The organism is Streptomyces sp. NPDC017676, assembly GCF_044329325.1.
Taxonomy (GTDB): Bacteria; Actinomycetota; Actinomycetes; order Streptomycetales; family Streptomycetaceae; genus Streptomyces.
In genome coordinates this window covers 37,349-55,703 of record NZ_JBIRJA010000011.1, presented here as the reverse complement: position 1 = coordinate 55,703, position 18,355 = coordinate 37,349, and the positions used below count along the sequence as shown (strand labels likewise).

General features: G+C 72.1%; 20 protein-coding genes and 1 pseudogene. 7 read left to right on the top strand and 14 right to left on the bottom strand.

Annotated features, from left to right (window positions below):
- Positions 1 to 32 precede the first annotated feature (32 nt).
- Positions 33 to 812: a prepilin peptidase gene (locus ACH4LD_RS24310; RefSeq protein ID WP_398056608.1), complete on the bottom strand. Its 780-nt coding sequence runs from the start codon at positions 810 to 812 to the stop codon at positions 33 to 35.
- Positions 813 to 862: 50 nt separating this feature from the next.
- Positions 863 to 1,711, bottom strand: a complete 849-nt coding sequence (locus tag ACH4LD_RS24305) for a menaquinone biosynthetic enzyme MqnA/MqnD family protein (protein ID WP_398056563.1) — start codon at positions 1,709 to 1,711, stop codon at positions 863 to 865.
- Between the two features lie 287 nt (positions 1,712 to 1,998).
- Here ACH4LD_RS24305 and ACH4LD_RS24300 point away from each other — a divergent pair, with 287 nt between their 5' ends.
- Positions 1,999 to 2,202, top strand: coding sequence for a cold-shock protein (locus tag ACH4LD_RS24300; RefSeq protein WP_004984723.1), 204 nt, complete (start codon positions 1,999 to 2,001; stop codon positions 2,200 to 2,202).
- A 106-nt stretch (positions 2,203 to 2,308) separates the two neighbouring features.
- Here the strand turns inward: ACH4LD_RS24300 and ACH4LD_RS24295 are convergent, their stop codons facing one another.
- Positions 2,309 to 2,872, bottom strand: a complete 564-nt coding sequence (locus tag ACH4LD_RS24295; RefSeq protein WP_398056609.1) for a helix-turn-helix domain-containing protein — start codon at positions 2,870 to 2,872, stop codon at positions 2,309 to 2,311.
- Positions 2,873 to 2,941: 69 nt separating this feature from the next.
- Here ACH4LD_RS24295 and ACH4LD_RS24290 point away from each other — a divergent pair.
- Positions 2,942 to 3,651: pseudogene (locus ACH4LD_RS24290) on the top strand (AzlC family ABC transporter permease).
- The gene (locus tag ACH4LD_RS24285; RefSeq protein ID WP_398056564.1) at positions 3,648 to 3,962 is read left to right on the top strand and encodes an AzlD domain-containing protein; all 315 of its coding nucleotides are present in this window, start codon (positions 3,648 to 3,650) and stop codon (positions 3,960 to 3,962) included. The pseudogene ACH4LD_RS24290 and the gene ACH4LD_RS24285 overlap by 4 nt, the downstream one beginning before the upstream one ends.
- Here ACH4LD_RS24285 and ACH4LD_RS24280 read toward each other — a convergent pair.
- On the bottom strand, positions 3,959 to 5,623 hold the full coding sequence (locus ACH4LD_RS24280; RefSeq protein ID WP_398056565.1) for a protein kinase: 1,665 nt from the start codon (positions 5,621 to 5,623) through the stop codon (positions 3,959 to 3,961). The genes ACH4LD_RS24285 and ACH4LD_RS24280 overlap by 4 nt on opposite strands.
- A gap of 83 nt (positions 5,624 to 5,706) precedes the next feature.
- Here ACH4LD_RS24280 and ACH4LD_RS24275 point away from each other — a divergent pair, with 83 nt between their 5' ends.
- The gene (locus ACH4LD_RS24275; protein WP_398056566.1) at positions 5,707 to 6,339 is read left to right on the top strand and encodes a class I SAM-dependent methyltransferase; all 633 of its coding nucleotides are present in this window, start codon (positions 5,707 to 5,709) and stop codon (positions 6,337 to 6,339) included.
- Here ACH4LD_RS24275 and ACH4LD_RS24270 read toward each other — a convergent pair.
- Both ACH4LD_RS24270 and ACH4LD_RS24265 read right to left on the bottom strand, forming a co-directional pair.
- Positions 6,295 to 6,492 (bottom strand): DUF397 domain-containing protein, encoded by a 198-nt coding sequence (locus tag ACH4LD_RS24270; RefSeq protein WP_078629915.1) that lies wholly within the window; start codon positions 6,490 to 6,492, stop codon positions 6,295 to 6,297. The genes ACH4LD_RS24275 and ACH4LD_RS24270 overlap by 45 nt on opposite strands.
- The gene (locus ACH4LD_RS24265) at positions 6,489 to 7,343 is read right to left on the bottom strand and encodes a helix-turn-helix domain-containing protein (RefSeq protein ID WP_398056610.1); all 855 of its coding nucleotides are present in this window, start codon (positions 7,341 to 7,343) and stop codon (positions 6,489 to 6,491) included. The genes ACH4LD_RS24270 and ACH4LD_RS24265 overlap by 4 nt, the downstream gene beginning before the upstream one ends.
- A gap of 182 nt (positions 7,344 to 7,525) precedes the next feature.
- On the opposite strand from ACH4LD_RS24265, the gene ACH4LD_RS24260 reads away from it, so the two are divergent.
- Positions 7,526 to 7,918 carry an ATP-binding protein gene (locus ACH4LD_RS24260; protein ID WP_398056611.1) on the top strand — a complete coding sequence of 131 codons (393 nt, stop codon included), beginning with the start codon at positions 7,526 to 7,528 and terminating at the stop codon, positions 7,916 to 7,918.
- On the opposite strand, the gene ACH4LD_RS24255 is transcribed toward ACH4LD_RS24260, so the two are convergent.
- The 3 genes from ACH4LD_RS24255 to ACH4LD_RS24245 form a co-directional block, all read right to left on the bottom strand.
- Entirely contained in the window at positions 7,869 to 8,750 is an 882-nt protein-coding gene (locus ACH4LD_RS24255) for a LysR family transcriptional regulator (RefSeq protein ID WP_207928465.1), read from the bottom strand. The two genes, ACH4LD_RS24260 and ACH4LD_RS24255, sit on opposite strands and share 50 nt — an antisense overlap.
- A gap of 249 nt (positions 8,751 to 8,999) precedes the next feature.
- A complete protein-coding gene (locus ACH4LD_RS24250) occupies positions 9,000 to 10,940 on the bottom strand; it encodes an AMP-dependent synthetase/ligase (protein ID WP_398056567.1) in 1,941 nt (646 codons plus the stop codon).
- A gap of 208 nt (positions 10,941 to 11,148) precedes the next feature.
- Positions 11,149 to 12,435, bottom strand: a complete 1,287-nt coding sequence (locus ACH4LD_RS24245; protein WP_398056568.1) for an acetyl-CoA C-acetyltransferase — start codon at positions 12,433 to 12,435, stop codon at positions 11,149 to 11,151.
- Positions 12,436 to 12,562: 127 nt separating this feature from the next.
- Between ACH4LD_RS24245 and ACH4LD_RS24240 the strand changes: the two genes are divergently transcribed.
- Positions 12,563 to 13,864: a 3-oxoacyl-ACP reductase gene (locus ACH4LD_RS24240; protein ID WP_398056569.1), complete on the top strand. Its 1,302-nt coding sequence runs from the start codon at positions 12,563 to 12,565 to the stop codon at positions 13,862 to 13,864.
- On the top strand, positions 13,864 to 14,712 hold the full coding sequence (locus tag ACH4LD_RS24235; RefSeq protein ID WP_398056570.1) for a MaoC/PaaZ C-terminal domain-containing protein: 849 nt from the start codon (positions 13,864 to 13,866) through the stop codon (positions 14,710 to 14,712). The genes ACH4LD_RS24240 and ACH4LD_RS24235 overlap by 1 nt, the downstream gene beginning before the upstream one ends.
- A 52-nt stretch (positions 14,713 to 14,764) precedes the next feature.
- Here ACH4LD_RS24235 and ACH4LD_RS24230 read toward each other — a convergent pair whose 3' ends face one another.
- From ACH4LD_RS24230 to mqnE, 5 genes are all read right to left on the bottom strand, one after another.
- On the bottom strand, positions 14,765 to 15,415 hold the full coding sequence (locus tag ACH4LD_RS24230; RefSeq protein WP_398056571.1) for a TetR/AcrR family transcriptional regulator: 651 nt from the start codon (positions 15,413 to 15,415) through the stop codon (positions 14,765 to 14,767).
- 31 nt (positions 15,416 to 15,446) lie between these two features.
- Positions 15,447 to 15,755 carry a DUF4229 domain-containing protein gene (locus tag ACH4LD_RS24225; RefSeq protein WP_398056572.1) on the bottom strand — a complete coding sequence of 103 codons (309 nt, stop codon included), beginning with the start codon at positions 15,753 to 15,755 and terminating at the stop codon, positions 15,447 to 15,449.
- An 81-nt stretch (positions 15,756 to 15,836) separates the two neighbouring features.
- Entirely contained in the window at positions 15,837 to 16,361 is a 525-nt protein-coding gene (locus ACH4LD_RS24220) for a GNAT family N-acetyltransferase (RefSeq protein WP_398056573.1), read from the bottom strand.
- A 16-nt stretch (positions 16,362 to 16,377) separates the two neighbouring features.
- Positions 16,378 to 17,028, bottom strand: coding sequence for a UdgX family uracil-DNA binding protein (locus tag ACH4LD_RS24215; protein ID WP_398056574.1), 651 nt, complete (start codon positions 17,026 to 17,028; stop codon positions 16,378 to 16,380).
- 130 nt (positions 17,029 to 17,158) lie between these two features.
- Positions 17,159 to 18,325, bottom strand: coding sequence for an aminofutalosine synthase MqnE (gene mqnE / locus ACH4LD_RS24210; RefSeq protein ID WP_398056575.1), 1,167 nt, complete (start codon positions 18,323 to 18,325; stop codon positions 17,159 to 17,161).
- Positions 18,326 to 18,355: the final 30 nt, after the last annotated feature.

Sequence of the window (18,355 nt, the reverse complement as noted above, 5' to 3'; positions counted from 1 at the left end):
CAGCCTACGTCAGCCCTTTCGGCCGCCCGCGCTCAGGCCGCGTACGCGCCGATCAGCACTCCGGTGAGCGCGCCGGCGAGAAGGAACGGGCCGAACGGCACGGCCGTCTTCCGGCCCGCCCGCCGGGCCAGGACGAGCGCGCCGCCGTAGAGCGCGCCGAGCAGGAACCCGGCGAAGGTGCCGAGCAGCACGGTGGGCCAGCCGTACCAGCCGAGCACGGCGCCCGCGCCCACGGCCAGCTTCACGTCACCGAAGCCCATGCCGCCCGGGTTGAGGAGGTACAGCAGGTAGTAGCCGGCGCCCAGCGCGAGGGCGCCGTAGAGGGCGGTGCGCCAGTGACCGGCGTGTTCGGGGAGCAGGGCGGCGAGGCCGAGCAGGGCGAGGGCGGTGGCGGCGAGCGGGAGGGTCAGCGGGTCGGGCAGCCGCTGCACCCGGAAGTCGACGGCGGCGAGCAGCACGCCGACGGGCGCGAGCAGCAGCCACACCGCCAGCTCCGGCCGGGTGCCGGTGGCGGCGGCGAGGGCGGCGCAGACGAGGGCGGTTGCGGTGGCGAGGAGGGGCGCGGAGGGGGCGTACGGCTGGTACGACGTGACGGGCACGCGCCCCTCGGCTCCCCCGCGTTCGCCCACGCGCGCGCACTCCGCGCACCGGACCCCGCCCAGCCACCCCTGGACGGGATGGTGGCCGCCGGGGCAGCGGTCGCGCCACGGCTCGCCGGGCGGGACGGCGAAGCGGTAGGCGGCGCGGGGCAGCAGGGCCCCCGCCGACGCGCCCCACAGCAGGGCGCCGAGCACCAGCACCCCCGTGGTCACCCCGCCCACGCTTCCCCCCTCGGTCGGCCCGCCCCGGGTTCCTACCCCGTTCAGGGCTGGAGCAGTTCCACCTTCACGTCGGCCGGGAAGCCGGTCGTCGGGCCGACCCGGCGGGCGAACTCGGCGACGGCCTCCAGCTGCGGTGCGCCGAAGCTGAAGTCGAGGGTGGTGAAGTACTGCTCCAGGGTGGCCTCGTCGAACTCCTCCCACCGGGCGGCCTGTTCGGCGACCTTGTGTACCTCTTCCAGGGAGAGGTCGCGGGAGGCGAGGAAGGCCTCGTGGACCTTGCGGGTGATGAACGGCTCGTGTTCCAGGTAGTCCCGGCGGGCCGCCCACACCGCGAAGACGAACGGCAGACCGGTCCACTCCTTCCACAGCGCGCCGAGGTCGTGCACCTGGAGGCCGAGGCGGGGCCCGTCGAGGAGGTTGGCGCGCAGGGCGGCGTCGCCGATGAGGACGGCGGCCTCCGCCTCCTGCATCATCAGGCTGAGGTCGGGCGGGCAGGTGTAGTAGTCGGGCTGGACGCCGTACCGCTCGGCGAGCAGCAGCTGGGCGAGCCGGACCGAGGTGCGCGAGGTCGAGCCGAGGGCGACCCGGGCGCCGTCGAGCCGCTCCAGCGGGATCTGCGAGACGATCACGCAGGACATCACCGGGCCGTCGCAGCCGACGGCGATGTCGGGAAAGGCCACGAGGTCGTCGGCGTTGCGGAGGAACTCGACCAGGGTGACGGGGCCGATGTCGAGGTCGCCGCGCACGAGCCGCTCGCTGAGCCTCTCCGGGGTGTCCTTGGTGAGCTCGAAGTCGAGGAGGGTGCCGGTTCTCGCGAGCCCCCAGTAGAGGGGCAGGCAGTTCAGGAACTGGATGTGGCCGACGCGCGGCCGGGTGCGAGAATTGTCCACATCGCGAGACTAGACCCCGTCGGGTACGGTGCTGGGACCGGCCCCACCCTCAAACGGCCTAGCGGGCGTTCAAACATCTGGGTGACGTGATCTTGATCCCTATTGCTTTCGGCTGCCCGGATGCTAGGCTTGCCGCAAGTTGCAGTTTGGTTTCCCTTGCAGTACAGAGCCTGCGGAGCATGTAACCGCAGGCTCTCGTCGTTTTCAGAAGTATGCAGTTGTGCAGCACCGCATCACACTTGCAGGTTCTGGAGCAGGGCAACCCTTTGTGAGCCCAAGGAGGGCTTATGGCTACCGGAACCGTTAAGTGGTTCAACGCCGAAAAGGGCTTTGGCTTCATTGCCCAGGAGGGCGGCGGCCCCGACGTCTTCGTTCACTACTCCGCGATCAACGCCACGGGTTTCCGTTCCCTCGAAGAGAACCAGCAGGTGAGCTTCGACGTGACCCAGGGTCCGAAGGGCCCGCAGGCGGAGAACGTCACCCCGGTCTGATCGACCTGGGAGAACTGATCGCAGCCTAGCGCAGTACCCAAGGAGCCCCGCGCCGTTCGGCGACGGGGCTCCTGCCTTTTCCCGTTCACTTTCCGTTCACGGCCCCTCAGATGTGCTGCATGACCAGCACGAACTTGGTACCGGCCGAAATCGCCTCGTACGAGTGGGATACGTCACCCCGGTACGACATGTAGTCCCCCGGCCCCAGTTCCACGGCCTCTCCGCGCGGCCCCGCCTTCACCGTGCCCTCGCTCACCACGATGTGTTCCACCGTGCCCGGAATGTGCGGTTCGGAATCCCGTACGGTCCCCGGCTCCAGCCAGACGAAATAGAGATCCCGGCGGGCGCCCGGCGGGCAGGCCGAGAGCAGCGAGGCCAGGTAGCTGGACTGGTCGGAGTGGACCATGGGCCCCTGCCCCGCCCGGATCACCTGGACCGCCGGCGCGGGCGGCTCGACCAGCGCGCTGAACGGCACGCCGAGCGCCACCGCGAGCGCCCAGATGGTCTCCATGCTCGGGTTCCCGCCCGCGGCCTCCAGCTGGGACAGCGTGGACTTGGCGATTCCGGCGCGTTTGGCCAGCTCGGACAGGGACAGGCCGGCACGGCCGCGCTCCCGCTTCAGGGACGCGGCGATCCATTCCAGGGGGAGCCGGGCGGGCACCTCGGACATGTGCGTTCGCTCCATCGGTACGATCGTTCGCCTTGACGGACAGGGCGCTCACTGTCCATCGTAGAGAACATGCGTTCGCCACAACGAACACCGCCCGACCGGGACACGGACCGCTCCCTCCTCCGCGACAGCTCGCTCGTGTGGCTGGCCAGCGGCATCGTCGGCGTCTCCTTCGGCGCCGTCTCCGTCGCCGGCGGGCTGCCGCTGTGGGTGCCGGTGCTGATGTGATGTCGCTGGTGGTCTACGCCGGCTCGGCCCAGTTCAGCGCGGTGGGCGTGCTGCTCGCGGGCGGCGGTCCGGTGGCCGCAGTGGCCACCGGGCTGCTGCTCAACACCCGCACGGCGGCCTTCAGCCTCGCCGTGGCCGAGATCATCGGCACGGGCCGCGCGACCCGCTTCCTCGGCGCCCATCTGGTCACCGACGAGACGGTCGCCTTCGCCCTCGCCCAGTCCGACCCGGTACGGCAGCGCCGGGCGTTCTGGAGGTCCGGGCTCGGCCTGTTCGCCGTGTGGAACACCGGCGTCCTGGCCGGCGCCCTCGCGGGCACCGCCCTCGGCGACACCGCCCGCTACGGCCTGGACGCCGCGTTCCCCGCCGTCCTCGTCGCCCTGGTCCTGCCCGCCCTCCGCGCGGACGCGACGGTACGGCGGTGTGCCCTGCTCGGTGCCGCCCTCGCCCTGGCGGCCACGCCCGTCGTCCCGGCCGGGGTCCCGGTCCTGCTGGCCCTGACGGGTCTTCTTCTGCACCGCCGCCCGACCGACCGGGGAGCCGCCGCATGAACACCACGCTCGTCGTGATCCTCGCCCTGGCCGCCGGCACGTACGCCTTCCGACTGGTCGGCCCGGTCCTGCACGGCCGGGTCACGGTCCCGCCCCGCGTCCAGGAACTGGCCTCGGCGGGCGCGGTGGTCCTCCTGGTCGCCCTGCTGGCCACGGGCGCGCTGACCGAGTCCGGCGGCTTCGCGGGCTGGGCCCGCCCCACCGGCGTCCTGGTCGGCGCCGTCCTGGCCTGGCGCCGGGCACCGTTCGCCGTGGTGGTGCTGGGGGCGGCTGTGACTACGGCGGTGTTGCGGATGGTGGGGGTGGCTTAGGCGGCGTGCCGCCAGACCGTCAGGTCGCCGGTGAGGAAGGCGATGTCGGGCATCGCGGTGGACTTCGTCTGGATCACGTACAGCCCGATGTTGCCCTCGTCGTCCTTCATGCAGAACTCGGTGCCGGCCGCCGCGCTGCTCAGCGTCCAACTGTGCTTCGTCGCGTGCTTGAGGAGGAGCCGGCACTCGTCGAGGGTGGTGCCGGGTCGGCCGTAGATCTGAAGGAACACCACGCTGTCACTCTTCAGTTCGCAGCTGTTCGTCTGGCAGTCGAAGCGGATGTCTCCTTTGCGGTTCCTCCGCTGGGGTTCCCGGTCCTTGAGGCTCAGCGAGGTCTTCGCGTCCAGCCAGAGCTGGGTGAACCCTTCTGGCCGCGGGTCCCGCGGAGAGGCCGAGGACCCAACGTCACCGGCCCCCGGGGCGGACGCGCCTGAGGAGCTGGACGAGGAATCCGACGAGGAGACCGGCGCGGACGCCGACGAGGAGGACTGTGGGGCAGATGCCGTGGCGGACGTCCGGGAACCGGCCGTGTTCCGCCCGCTCGCCCGGCCCTTCGCGTCCATCACCGACCACGCCAGGAGCGCCACCAGCAGCGCGCCGCCCGCCACACCCGCGACCGAGATCAGCGCGGCGCGCCGGCGGCGGGCCTTCCGCTGTTCCGGCGTCGGCTGCGGCCAGCCGACCGGCGCGATGAACGGCTGCTGCGGATAGGGCGAGGTGGGCACCGGCGGCTGCGGGTAGGCCGGGGTCGGCTCCGGGACGGGCGCCGGGACCGCGACCTCCGGTCCGGTGATCTCCCGCCACACGGCTGGTCCCCCGCCCGCGTCGGCCTCCGCGCCCAGCCGCTGCCGGCACCACTCCACGACCTCCGCCGGAGTGGCCCGCTCCGCCGGATCGGCGGCCAGGCACCGGGCGAGCAGCGGACGCAACGGCTCGGGCAGCAGGTCCAGGTCGGGCTCCGAATGCACGATCCGGTACAGCACGTTGACGGCCGGACCGTCCCCGTACAGCGGTCTGCCCAGCGCCGCGAACGCGGCCGTCTGCCCGAGCGCGAAGACATCGGTCGCCGCCGTCACCTCGCCCCCGGACGCCTGCTCCGGAGCCATGAAGGAGGGCGTGCCGATCGTGCCGCCCGTCGCCGTGTACGAGGTCCCGTCGGCGGCCAGCGCGATACCGAAGTCGATCACCCGGGGCCCGTCGGCGGCCAGCAGCACGTTCGACGGCTTCAGGTCCCGGTGCACGATGCCCTCGGCGTGGATGGCCTGGAGCGCCTCCGCCACCCCCGCCATCAGCCACAGCACGGCCGGCACCGGCAACGGCCCCCGCCGGGCCACGGCCTCCGTCAGGGACGGCCCTGGCACATACAGCGTGGCCAGCCACGGCGGTACGCCGTCGGCATCGCCGTCGATCAGTTCGGCGGTATACGCCCCCCTGACCCGCCGAGCCGCCTTGATCTCCCTGCCGAACCGCCGCCGGAAATCCGGATCGTCCGCCAGCTCCGGCCGTACGACCTTCAGCGCGACGGGCCGGCCGCCCTGCGTGTGGGACAGGTAGACCCGGCCCATACCGCCCGCGCCCAGCCGCGCGGCGAGGCGGTACCCCGCCACCACGGGTGGGTCGTCCGCCTGGAGTGGCTGGAACACCTCCGTCGACTGGTTCACCGGCCCGTACCCCCCAGTAAATGCGTTGGCCAACGACAGCAGCCTAAGCGGAGTGTCAGAGCGGGCCGCTACGGTCCCTCCCCATGACCGACACCCGCGCCTTCTACGACACCATCGCCGAGGACTACGCCGACCACTTCCGCGACCCCCTGGCAGAACGGCCCCTGGAGCGGGCCCTGCTCAGCGCGTACGCCGAACAGGTCGGCCCCCACGGCACGGTGGCCGACCTCGGCTGCGGCCCCGGCGACGTCACCGCCCACCTGGCCGGCCTGGGCCTGTCCGTCTTCGGCCTCGACCTCTCGGACGCCATGATCGCCATCGCCCGCCGCCGGCACCCCGCCCTGCGGTTCGAACAGGGCTCCATGCGGGAGCTGCCCGTCGCCGACGGTGCGCTGGCCGGGGTGGTCTCCTGGTACTCCAGCATCCACACACCCGTGGACGAACTCCCGGACCTCTTCGCCGAGTTCCACCGCGTACTGGCCCCCGGCGGGCGCCTCCTGCTCGCCTTCCAGGTGGGCGACGTACCGCTCCGCCTCGAACGCCCCTTCGGTCACGACGTGGCCCTGGACTACCACCGGCGCCACCCCGAGCACATGGCAGAGCTGCTCTCCGACGCCGGCTTCACCCTCCGCTCCACCACCGTGCGCGGACCCGAGGTGACCCGAGGCGAATCACCCGTCCCGCAGGCGTTCCTTCTCGCCCAGAAGGAACGCTGACCAAGCGGAAGGGGTCACGGTGAGGTGGGCGGCGAGGGGTTGCTTCGAGTCTCGGATGTGGATGGCGGTGGGGTGGGGGGCCACTTCCACGCAATCGCCGCCTTCGCCGCCGCTGTGGCTGGATTTGAACCAGGTGAGTTCCGCGCTGCTCATAGCGTCTCCAGCTTCTTCTCGATCAACGCTCGCGTTTCCAGGGGCGGAAGTGCCACGGCCCGCATGATCCCATAGCGGTCGGCGATCTTCCGTACCTCCTCGCGATCCGTGATGAGTCGGGGGAACCCTTGGATCTCCGTGTACGCGACCTGCGAGTGCCCCCTGGGAACAAGGAGGTTGAACGCGCCGTCCATGTTGGGGTGCTCCTGTAGACGCGTCGGCATCACCTGAATCTCCACGTTCCTCATAGAGCCAACGTCCAGCAGGCGGCGCAGCTGCTCGGCGTGAACGCGTGGCCCGCCGATCGGTCGGTCGAGCACAACCTCTTCGAGTACGTAGCTGACCACGGGGGCCGGTACGCGCTCGAACACTTGCTGACGTGAGAGTCGGTCGGCGACCCGCTTCTCGATGGTCTCCTCACTGAGGAACGGCCGGCGTTTGGTGAACACCGCCCGCGCGTAAGCCTCTGTCTGCAACAACCCCTGCACCGCGTGGTTGGAGTAGTGGTGCAGCTCCACAGCCTCCGCTTCCATCGCCGCGTAGCTCCGGTACCACTCCGGGTGCCGGGTACGCGCCTTGGCCATCGCTTCCTCGACCTCCGGGATGACGTCTGTGAACAGCCCGTCGGCCTTGAGGATTTCGTCTGCCCTCCGCAGGAACTCCGGCCTCGGCGTCCGCACCCCCCGTTCGATGGCCGAGATCAGATCCGGGCCGTACCCCGCCAGCTGACCGAACTCCCTCTGGTTCAGCCCGGCCTTCTCCCGCAGCAGCTTCAGCTGCTTGCCGATGAGGACGAACACCGCATGCGACCCGTTCGCCTCCGCCGGTGTCTCCGGCCTCCGCTCCTCCATCACGACACCCTCCACGACACCCGTACACCAGACGATCCGCACCCGTACGACTACGCAGAGTCGCCCAGTTTCCCCTGGTCAGGGTAGAGAGAAGTGACCACGCTCGGTGATGTGAACGTAGAAATCTCCACCCCCCAACCGAACTCGTCCAACGGCTCAGTTCGACGCCCCGAGGCGCCCGACTGGCCCGTCGGCTCACCAGTACCTCGCTCGCCACCTGGGGGTATCCCCACGACGGCGACCTCAGCCACACCGCCCAGCTCATCGTGGCGGAGCTCGCCGCCAACGCCGTCACCCACGGTCGCGTACCGGGCCGCGACTTCGAACTGCGGCTCGCGCTGCTCCCGGCCAAGGACACCTTGCGTATCGAGGTGAGTGACGCCCGGGGCGACCGCGCCCTGCGGTTCCTGGACGGGCGGTTGGAGGACGAGAACGGCCGGGGTCTCGTCGTCGTACAGGTGCTGGCGAAACTGTGGGGCGTGTCCGAGCGGGACGTCGGCAAGACGGTCTGGGTGGAGCTGGCGCTCAGCGGAGGGCGGCGACCGTGTCCGCGAAGGCCCGGGCCGGCGGGCTGAGCGCGTCCCAGCGGCGGACGGCCCAGCCGACGGGGAGGGGACGGAGTCCGGGCAGCGGGATCAGGCGCAGCGGGCCGTCGCCGGGGACCGGCAGCCCCGGTACGGCGGGTACGACCGCCCGTCCGATCCCCAGTTCGGCGAGCAGCAGGGCCGTGTCCCAGTCGGCCACGTTCGGCTCGTAGGCGAACCGCACACCCCGCTCGGCGCACGCCGCTTCCAGGTGGGCGGCGGACGTGGAGTTCGGTGGGAGCCGGATGACCCGGGCACCGGACAGCTCCGCCGGGTCCAGGTGCGGGCGGTCGGCCAGCGGGTCGTCCGCCCGGACCGCGAGGAGCCAGGGCAGTTCCACGACCGTCCGCTGTTCGATGCCCCGGACCGGTGGGCCGATGGTGATCCAGGCGAGGTCCAGCGTGCCGTCGGCGAGGGCGTCGAAGCTGCCCCGGCCCGAACTGACCGTACGGAACTCCAGGTTGACCTTGGGGTGTCGGCGGCGGAACGTGACGACCGCGTCGGACATGAAGTGCCGGACGGTCGTCGCGCCGGTGGCCACGCGGACGTACCCGCTGTGGCCGTCGACCAGGTCGCGCAGCTGCCGTACGGCGACGTCCAGGGCGTTGACGCCCTCGGCTGCCGCGGCTTCCAGTATCCGGCCGGCCTGGGTCGGGACGACTCCGCGCGGCTGGCGTTCCAGCAGGGCCACGCCGGTTTCGCGCTCAAGTCGCTTGACGTGCTGGCTGACGGCGGACTGGGTGCGGCCGAGGTCACGGGCTACCGAGCTGAGGCTGCCCGCACGGCACACGGCGATGAACACGCGGAGGTCTTCCAGGGTCACAGGACCCAAGCTAACACTGGGGGTTGATGAGGAAACCCAAGGATTGACTGGGCTCAGCACAGCGCGCGAGGATCGTGAGCGGGCCGCGACCGACCCAGGCGGCAACCCGCTCCCCGCCCCACCGAGTCCGGAGGAGGTGGGACCAGCGAGGAGCGGGTGCCGACCCTCGCGGTGCCGTGAAGTGACCGTCGGGCAACCGTTTCAGCACCGGGGCAGATCACCCCCCTCCCCACCCCGGTCCCCCTTCCCTCAGCCCCCGTACAACCCCTCCACCTCCGCCGCGAAGTCCCGCAGGATCTGTTCGCGCCGTAGCTTCATGGAAGGGGTCAGGTGGCCTGCCGACTCCGTGAAGTCGACCGGAAGTACGGCGAAGCGGCGGATGGACTCGGGGCGCGAGACCATCCTGTTGGCCTCGTCCAGCGCTCGTTGCAGGACCGCACGCAACTCCTCGTCGTCGATCAGGAGTTCCGGCGGTACCGGGTGCTTGCCGATCATCTGGCGCCAGTGCGTGACGCCGTCGCGGTCCAGGGTGATCAGGGCCGCTACGTAGGGGCGGGCGTCGCCCACGAGCATCACCTGGGAGATCAGTGGGTGCTGGCGCAGCCAGTTCTCCAGCGGGGCCGGGGCCACCGACTTGCCGCCCGCCGTGATCAGGAGTTCCTTCTTGCGGCCGGTGATGGTCAGGTAGCCCTCGTCGTCCAGTTCGCCGAGGTCGCCCGTCGGCAGCCAGCCGTCGCGGGTCGCGGGGACCACTCCGCCCGCCTGGGGGTCCCAGTAGCCGCGCAGCACGTGGTCGCCGCCGATGAGGATCTCGCCGTCCGCCGCGATCCTCACCCGTGTCCCGGGCAGCGGCCAGCCGACCGTGCCCAGGCGGGGTTTCAGGGGCGGGGTGACCGTGGCGGCGCCGGTGGTCTCCGTGAGGCCGTAGCCCTCGAAGATCTCGATGCCCGCACCGGCGTAGAACGCGGCGAGGCGCCGGCCGAGCGGGGAGCCGCCGCAGATGGCGTACCGGACGCGGCCTCCCATGGCGGCGCGCAGGCGGCGGTAGACGAGGGGGTCGTAGAAGGCGCGCTGTGTCTTCAGGGCGCGCCCCGGGCCGTTGCCCGCGCCGGTCTGGCGGGCCTCCAGCGCCTCGCCGTAGCGCTCGGCCACGGCCGCCGCGCGGTCGAAGACCGACGCCCGGCCGCCGGCCTCCGCCTTGGCGCGCGCCGAGTTGTACACCTTCTCCAGCATGTAGGGGATGGTCAGCAGGCAGGTCGGCTTGAAGGCGTCCAGGTCCGGGAGGAGGTCCTGCGGGGCCAGGCTCGGGGCGTGTCCGAGGCGGACCCGGGCGCGGACGCAGGCGATGGCCACCATGCGGCCGAAGACGTGGGACATGGGGAGGAAGAGCAGGACCGACGGGTCTTCGCCCTTCGCCTTGAAGACGGGGTGGAGGAGTTCGATCGCGTTGTCGACCTCGGCGAAGAAGTTGCCGTGCGAGAGGGCGCAGCCCTTGGGACGGCCGGTGGTGCCCGAGGTGTAGATCAGGGTGGCGAGCGTGTCGGGGCCGAGCATGCCCCGGCGCACGCCGGTCTCGCCTTCGGGTACGAGTGCGCCCGCCTCGGCGAGCCGGGACACGTGGTCCTTCTCCATCACCCACACGTGGCGCAGATCGGGCAGGTGGGCCAGTTCGGGCCCGATGGCGGCGGCCTGGGAAGCGGTCTCGGTGACCAGCGCGACCGCGCCGGAGTCGTGCAGGATCCAGCGGGTCTGGAAGACGGAGGAGGTCGGGTAGACCGGGACCGTGACCAGGCCGGCCGCCCAGGCGGCGAAGTCGAGCAGGGTCCAGTCGTACGTCGTGCGGGACATGACGGCGATGCGGTCGCCGGGCATCAGTCCTTCGGCGATCAGGCCCTTGGCCACGGCCTGCACCTCGGCGGCGAAGCGGGCGGCCGTCACGTCCGTCCAGCGGCCGTCGGGGAGCTTGCGGCTGAGGACGACCTGGTCGGGGTCGGTCTCCGCGTTCTCGTACGGGAGGTCGGCGAGGGAGCCGTGGGTGACCGGGGGTGCGAACGGGGGGACGGCCACCTCCCGTACGGCCCCGTCGAGCCGGCGTATCTCGGGTTCGACGAGGACCGGGCGGCCGTCGTAGTCGGTGGCGGAGACCGGGGTGCCGGAGGAGGTGGGCGGGGTCGGGTACGACGTGGACACGGGCGGCTCCTCTGGCGTGCGTGCACCTGCGGTGAGCCTTTCACGGAAAGGGGTTACCGCTGGTTAGGCAGGTGATCGTACGGCTCCGCTGTGAGGGGGTTGTGCGGGTTCGGGGATGATCCGGGGCCGGGGATGTGCAGCCTCGGGGGTTATGTGACGGGTGCTCACCTTTGCCTGGCGCCGGTCTTCCTCGCGCTGCGGCCCGGCCTCAGGGGCGTTCCAGGATCGCCGTCACGCCCTGGCCGCCCGCCGCGCAGACCGAGATCAGCCCCTTGCCCGGGCCCTCCCGTTCCGCCAGCTGCTTGGCCAGGGTGGCCACGATACGGGCGCCCGTCGCCGCGAAGGGGTGGCCCGTGGCCAGGGAGGAGCCCGTGGCGTTCAGGCGCGCGCGGTCCACGGGTGGCAGGCCCCGCTTCTCCCAGGCCGCCAGCGTGGCCAGCACCTGGGAGGCGAAGGCCTCGTGGATCTCGATCAGGTCGAAGTCGGCCAGGTCCAGGCCGGTGCGCTCCAGCAGGCGCGGGACCGCGTACGCCGGTGCCATCAGCAGGCCGTCCTCACCGTCCCGCACGTCCCCGTGGACGAAGTCGACGGCCGCCGTCTCGTACGCGGTCAGGTACGCGAGCGGTTCCAGGCCGCGCGCCTCGGCCCACTCCTCGCTCGCCAGCAGGACGAGGGCGGCGCCGTCCGTGAGGGGGGTGGAGTTGCCGGCCGTCATGGTGGGGTCGGGGTGGTCCGTGCCGAACACCGGCTTCAGGGCGGCCAGTTTCCCGGGGGTGGAGTCCGGGCGCAGGTTCTGGTCCCGCTCCAGGCCCCGGAAGGGGATCACCAGGTCCGTGAAGAAGCCCCGCTCGTAGGCGGCGGCGAGGCGCTGGTGGCTGGTGGCCGCCAGTTCGTCCTGGGCGCGGCGGTCGACGCCCCAGGCGCGGGCGGTGACCGCCGCGTGCTCGCCCATCGACAGGCCGGTGCGCGGCTCGGCGTTGCGCGGGATGTCCGGGACCAGGTGCGCGGGGCGGATGCGGGCCAGCGCCTTCAGGCGGGCGGACGCGGACTTCGCCCGGCGGGCTTCCAGGAGGATGCGGCGGAGGTCGTCGTTGACGCCGAGGGGCGCGTCGCTCGCCGTGTCGGCACCGCCCGCCACCGCCGACTCGGTCTGGCCGAGGGCGATCTTGTTGGCGGCGGCGATGACGGCCTGGAGTCCGGTGCCGCAGGCCTGCTGGATGTCGTAGGCGGGGGTGCGCGGGTCCAGCCGGGAGCCGAGCACGGTCTCGCGGGCCAGGTTGAAGTCCCGGCTGTGCTTGAGGACCGCGCCGGCGACGAACTCGCCGACGGCGCCGGGGCCATGGAGGTCGTAGCGGTCGGTGAGGCCGTTCAGGGCGGCGGTCAGCATCTCCTGGTTGCTCGCGGTGGCGTAGGGGCCGTCGGAGCGGGCGAACGGGACGCGGGTGCCGCCGAGCACCGCGACCCGGCGTGCGCGGGGTGGCTCCAGGGGGCTCATGCCGATCTGCTCCTCACTTGTGCCGGTGGCTCACCCGGTAGTGGCCCACCTTGCCTTACCTTCGGTAACGTTACTCCAGAGTAAGCACATTCCAGCTCTTCGGAACCGAACCGCGCGGGAGCCGCAGATGGCCGACCGCTACCTCAGCCTCACCGGCACGGCCCCCGGCCGTTTCCTCACCCGGCGCCTGGGCCTGCCCCAGCCGGCCGAGCTGATCCGGTGGTCACCGGGGCGGCCCGCGCTGCCCGGCCCGCTGCTGCACCTGACCGCCGGGAAGTCCGCCCTCGATCTCGCGCCCGTCCTGGGCCGTACCGGCCTGGCCCTCGGGGACCGCGAGCCCGCCGCCGTCGTCCTGGACGCCACCGGGGTCGGGGACGTCGACACGCTCGCCGAGGTGCACGCGGCCCTCCACCCCGTCGTCCGGTCCGTCGCCCCGAGCGGCCGGGTGCTGGTGCTGGGCGCCCCCCTCGACCCCGCCGACCACCACCAGTCGGCCGCCCAGCAGGCCCTGGAGGGCTTCATCCGCTCCCTCGGCAAGGAGATCGGGCGGGGCAGGACCGTCAACCTGGTCCGGCTGACGGACGCCGGCGCCGCGGAGTCCACCCTGCGGTTCCTGCTCTCCCCCCGAGCCGCCTACGTCAGCGGCCAGGTGATCGAGGTCGGCGGCGGAGAGGCCACCGCACCGGCCGACTGGGAGCGGCCGCTCGACGGGCGGACCGCGCTGGTCACCGGGGGCGCCCGCGGGATCGGCGAGTCCGTCGCCGGGACGCTGGCGCGGGACGGCGCCCGGGTCGTCGTACTCGACGTGCCCGCCGCCGAGGCCGATGCCCGCCGGGTGGCCGAACGGTTCGGCGGCACCGCCCTCGCCCTCGACATCACCGCCGCCGACGCGGGCGAGCGCATCGCCGCCGCCCTCCCCGACGGGCTGGACGTCCTCGTCCACAACGCGGGCATCACCCGGGACCGGCGGCTGGCCAACATGCCGGCGGACCGGTGGCAGGCGGTCCTGGAGGTCAACCTGGGCAGCGTGCTGCGCACCACCGACGCGCTGCTCGCGGCCGGCGCCCTGCGCACCGGCGGGCGGATCGTGGCCACCGCCTCCATCGCCGGGCTCGCGGGCAACGCGGGCCAGACCAACTACGGCGCGAGCAAGGCGGGGATCGCCGGTCTCGTACGGTCCCTCGCGCCCCGCGCGTCCGCCGAGCACGGGGTGACCGTCAACGCCGTGGCGCCCGGGTTCATCGAGACGCGGATGACCGCCGCGATCCCGCTGTTCATCCGGGAGGCGGGCCGCCGCATGAACTCCCTCGCACAGGGCGGTCTGCCCGTCGACGTCGCCGAGACCACCGCCTGGCTCGCCCACCCGGCGTCCGGCGCGGTCAACGGCCAGGTCGTCCGCGTGTGCGGCCAGAGCCTGCTGGGGGCGTGATGACCGCCGTCACCCTGACCGCGCCCCCCGCGCTGGCCCCGCTGCTGGCCCGGGGCGCCCTGCGCTCGCCCTTCAAGCGCCCCGCCCCCGACGCGGCCTTCCCGCGCACCCGCCTGGTGCTGCCCGGCCTCCGCGTGGACCTGACCAGGCTGGCGGCGTACGAGCGGGTCTGCGGCTTCCCGACCGGCGAGCCCGAGCTGCCGGTCACCTACCCGCACGTCCTGGGCTTCCCGCTGGCCATGCGGCTGATGAGCGGACGGGACTTCCCGCTGCCGCTGCTGGGGCTGGTGCACACGTCGATCGAGATCACGCGCGGTGCCCCGCTGGCGGCCGACGGGGAGTACGAACTCGGCGTGTGGATCGCCGGGTTGACGGCGCACCGGCGAGGGACGGAGGCGACGGTGACGACGGAGCTGCGCTCGGGCGGGAGCGTGGTGTGGGAGTCCCGCAGCACGTACCTGGCCCGGCACCGCACCGACCCGGTCACCACACCCGCGCCCCGAGAGCACGCGGACGCCGTGCTGCCCGCCGTCGCCGAGTGGAGCCTCGCCGGGGACGTGGGCCGGCGGTACGGTGCCGCGTCCGGCGACCGCAACCCCATCCACCTGCACCCCCTCACCGCCCGCCTCTTCGGCTTCCCGCGCGCCATCGCCCACGGCATGTGGACCCTGGCCCGCTGTCTGGCGGCCCATGGCACGGACGGCTCCGCCGTGGTGCGGGCGCGGTTCCGGGCGCCGGTGCTGTTGCCGGGGACGGTGGTGTACGGGGCCGACGGGAGCGGGCGGTTCGAGTTGCGGGGTGCCGAGGGCGGGCGGGTGCACGTGGAGGGGGACGTGCGGGGGAAGTGAGGGCCGTTGCCGGGTGCGGCCCGGCGGGGGTCGCTCGCGCAGTTCCCCGCGCCTAGGCCGGATCGGCCGGCGGTGTCCAGACCTGACCGCGCATCAGGTTGCCCAGGCCCGCCCACGCGAAGTTCATCAGGGTGGCCGCTGCCTGGCGGGCCGTCGTCCCCGGGGTTGCGTTGGCCCAGGCGGCCAGGGACTCGGCGGCGCCGACCAGGGCCTCGGCCAGGCCCGCCACCTCGTGTTCCGGGAGGTCGGGGTCGCGGTGGGCCTCGCGGGCCGCGACCGCGACCAGCCGGGTCACGAACGCGACGATCTCCGCGCGCATCGCGGCGACCTCGGCCGCGAAGGGCTCCCCGTGCGTACGGGCCTGGAGGTGCAGCACCGACCAGCCGTCGGGGTGCTCGGCGGTGTGCGCGAAGAACGCCCGCAGACCGTCCCAGAGTTGCCGGTCGGCGGGCAGCCCCGGCCGGACACCCGCGCGCACGGCCTCCGTGAGCGCGGCGGCCTCACGGCGGATGCACGCGGTGAAGAGGTCTTCCTTCGAGTTCAGGTACAGATAGACCAACGGCTTGGACACGCCCGCGAGTTCGGCGATCTCGTCCATCGACGCGGCCATGTACCCGCGCTGCCCGAAGATCCGTACGGCAGCGTCGAGCATCTGCTGCTCCCGCACCGCCCTCGGCATCCGTTTGGTCTTGACGGCACCCATGAGGGCAAGCCTAGTTGGGCCGGCGGCGGGGCTAGCTGGACGCGGTGGCCCCGCCCTGTGCCCGCGAGGTGTCGTCGGCGATGTCCTCCTGGCTGCGGTTGGCGTCCAGGTTGGCCTTCATCCGGTCGACCCTGTGCACGATCTGCACGGAGGCCCGGTCCCGCTCCTTGCGCAGCACCACCCAGCTGATCGGTGCCGAGAGGACCAGGGCGAGCAGCAGGACCCACAGTCCGTTGGACTCGCCGAAGCCGCGCGGGAAGATGCCCGAGTAGACGGCTCCCCAGACGATCAAGAGGCAGCCCGCGAAGATACCGAGGCGCATCAGCGTGTAGCGGAGCATCTCAATCCACTCGTCCGATTCCAAAAGGGGTCATCGTCCAGTGAAGCACGAGCGGTGGGCGATCACGCAGGGGGGTCGGGCTCAGCGGAGCGGGAGCAGCATGATGATGTCGTCGCGGTCGTCGCCGGGCGCGACCCGGATGGCGCCCGGGACGCGGCCGACCTCCTTGTAGCCGCAGGAGCCGTAGAACCGCTCCAGGCCCAGCCCGCCCCGGCAGGCCAGCCGGACCGCCTCGATGCCCTCCATCGCGCGCGCCGCGTCCGCGGCGGCGGCCAGCAGGTCGCGGCCGTAGCCCCGGCCCTGGTGGCGGGGGTGGACCATCACCGTGTACAGCCACAGCCAGTGGGTCATCAGCCGGTGGGTGTTGCGGGTGAGGAAGGCGGCCGCGGCGACCTCGCCGGCCTCGTCGTGACCGACGAGCAGCCGGGTGCGGCCCTCGGCCATCTGCACGAAGTGCCGCACCAGCTCCGGGCGTATCTCCTCGCGGGTCACCGGCGGTACGAAGCCGACGGCCCCGCCCGCGTCGGTGACGTCCGTCCACAGGTCGAGGATGCCGTCGCGCAGGGCGGGGGTGATGGCGGGGTCCACGGTGAAAGTAAGAGGCACATCGGCAGTTTACTTATTACCCAAGGGCGCGTGCAGCCACTTTCAGGTCGGCCACCAGGCCCTGGTACGCCTGCTCACGGTCGTCCGCGCGCAGCACGGCCGACGGATGCACGGTCGGCACCAGCCGCTCCGGCCGGCCGTGGATCTCCTCCTCCAGTACGGTCCCGCGCACCTGGCTCACCCGGAACGACGACCCCAGCAGCGCCCTCCCGGCCGTCGCGCCCAGGATCACGATCAGCTCCGGCTCCACCAGCGCCAGCTCCGCCGCGAGCCAGGGGCCGCAGGCCGTCATCTCGCGCAGGCTCGGCGCCTTGTGGATACGGCGCTTGCGGGGTTCGGCCTGCGTGAACTTGAAGTGCTTGACCGCGTTGGTGACGTAGGCCTCGGAGGGGTCGATGCCGGCCTCCGCCAGGGCCCGGTCGAGCAGCTTGCCGGCGGGCCCGACGAAGGGCCTGCCCTGCCGGTCCTCCTGATCGCCGGGCTGCTCCCCCACGAGCATCACGCGGGCGTCGGTGTCCCCGGCGCCGAAGACGGTCTGGGTGGCGGCGCGGTGCAGGGGGCAGCCGCGGCAGCCTCCGGCGGCTCGGCGGAGGGCCTTCAGGTCGGCGCCGTCGGGAACGAAGGGAGCCGCGTTGTAGGCGTCCTCGGGGGCCTTCGTTGCTGGCATGCCGGGCGAGTACCCCTCGTTCCGGCGGGGAATCGAGGGGTCGTTCAGGCCGTCGCCCGGCTGCGGTGCTTGGGGGTTCTCGCGCAGTTCCCCGCGCCCCTGGTCGGCTCAGCCGGCCCTCGCCGGGAAGTCACACCCGCATCGGCTGCGGCGACTCCCGGCGCGCCGGGTCGGGACCCTCGTACTCGCGGATGATCTCGTACCGCGTGTTCCGCTCCACCGGGCGGAAGCCCGCGTCGCGGATCAGTTCCAGCAGGTCCTCGCGGGTCAGCTTGTTCGGCGTGCCGAAGTTGTCCGCGTCGTGGGTGATCTTGTACTCCACCACCGACCCGTCCATGTCGTCGGCGCCGTGCTGGAGGGCGAGCTGGGCCGTCTGCACACCGTGCATGACCCAGAAGACCTTGACGTGCGGGACGTTGTCGAACAGCAGCCGCGACACCGCGAAGGTCTTCAGCGCCTCCGCGCCGGTCGCCATCTGGGTGCGCGCCTGGAGGGTGTTGCGTACCTTGCCGTCCTTCATGTCCACGAAGTCGTGCTGGTAGCGCAGCGGGATGAAGACCTGGAAGCCGCCGGTCTCGTCCTGGAGCTCGCGCAGGCGCAGGACGTGGTCGACGCGGTGCCGGGGCTCCTCGATGTGGCCGTACAGCATGGTGCACGGGGTCTTCAGACCCTTCTCGTGCGCCAGGCGGTGGATGCGGGACCAGTCCTCCCAGTGGGTGCGGTGGTCCACGATGTGCTGCCGGACCTCCCAGTCGAAGATCTCGGCGCCACCGCCCGTCAGCGACTCCAGGCCCGCGTCGATCAGCTCGTCGAGGATCTCGGAGGCCGACAGACCGCTGATGGTCTCGAAGTGGTGGATCTCCGTCGCCGTGAAGGCCTTCAGGGAGACGTTGTTCGGCAGGGCCTTCTTCAGCTCCCGCAGGGAACGCGGGTAGTACCGCCACGGCAGGTTCGGGTGCAGGCCGTTGACGATGTGCAGCTCGGTGAGGTTCTCCGACTCCATCGCCTTGGCGAGCTTGACGGCCTCCTCGATGCGCATCGTGTACGCGTCCTTCTCGCCCGGCTTGCGCTGGAACGAGCAGTAGGCGCAGGAGGCCGTGCACACGTTGGTCATGTTCAGGTGCCGGTTGACGTTGAAGTGGACGACGTCACCGTTCTTGCGGGTCCGCACCTCGTGGGCGAGCCCGCCGAGCCAGGCCAGGTCGTCCGACTCGTAGAGCGCGATGCCGTCCTCGCGGGTCAGCCGCTCACCGGAGCGGACCTTCTCCTCCAGCTCGCGCTTGAGCCCGACGTCCATACCCACACCTTTCCACGACAACTCGACCCA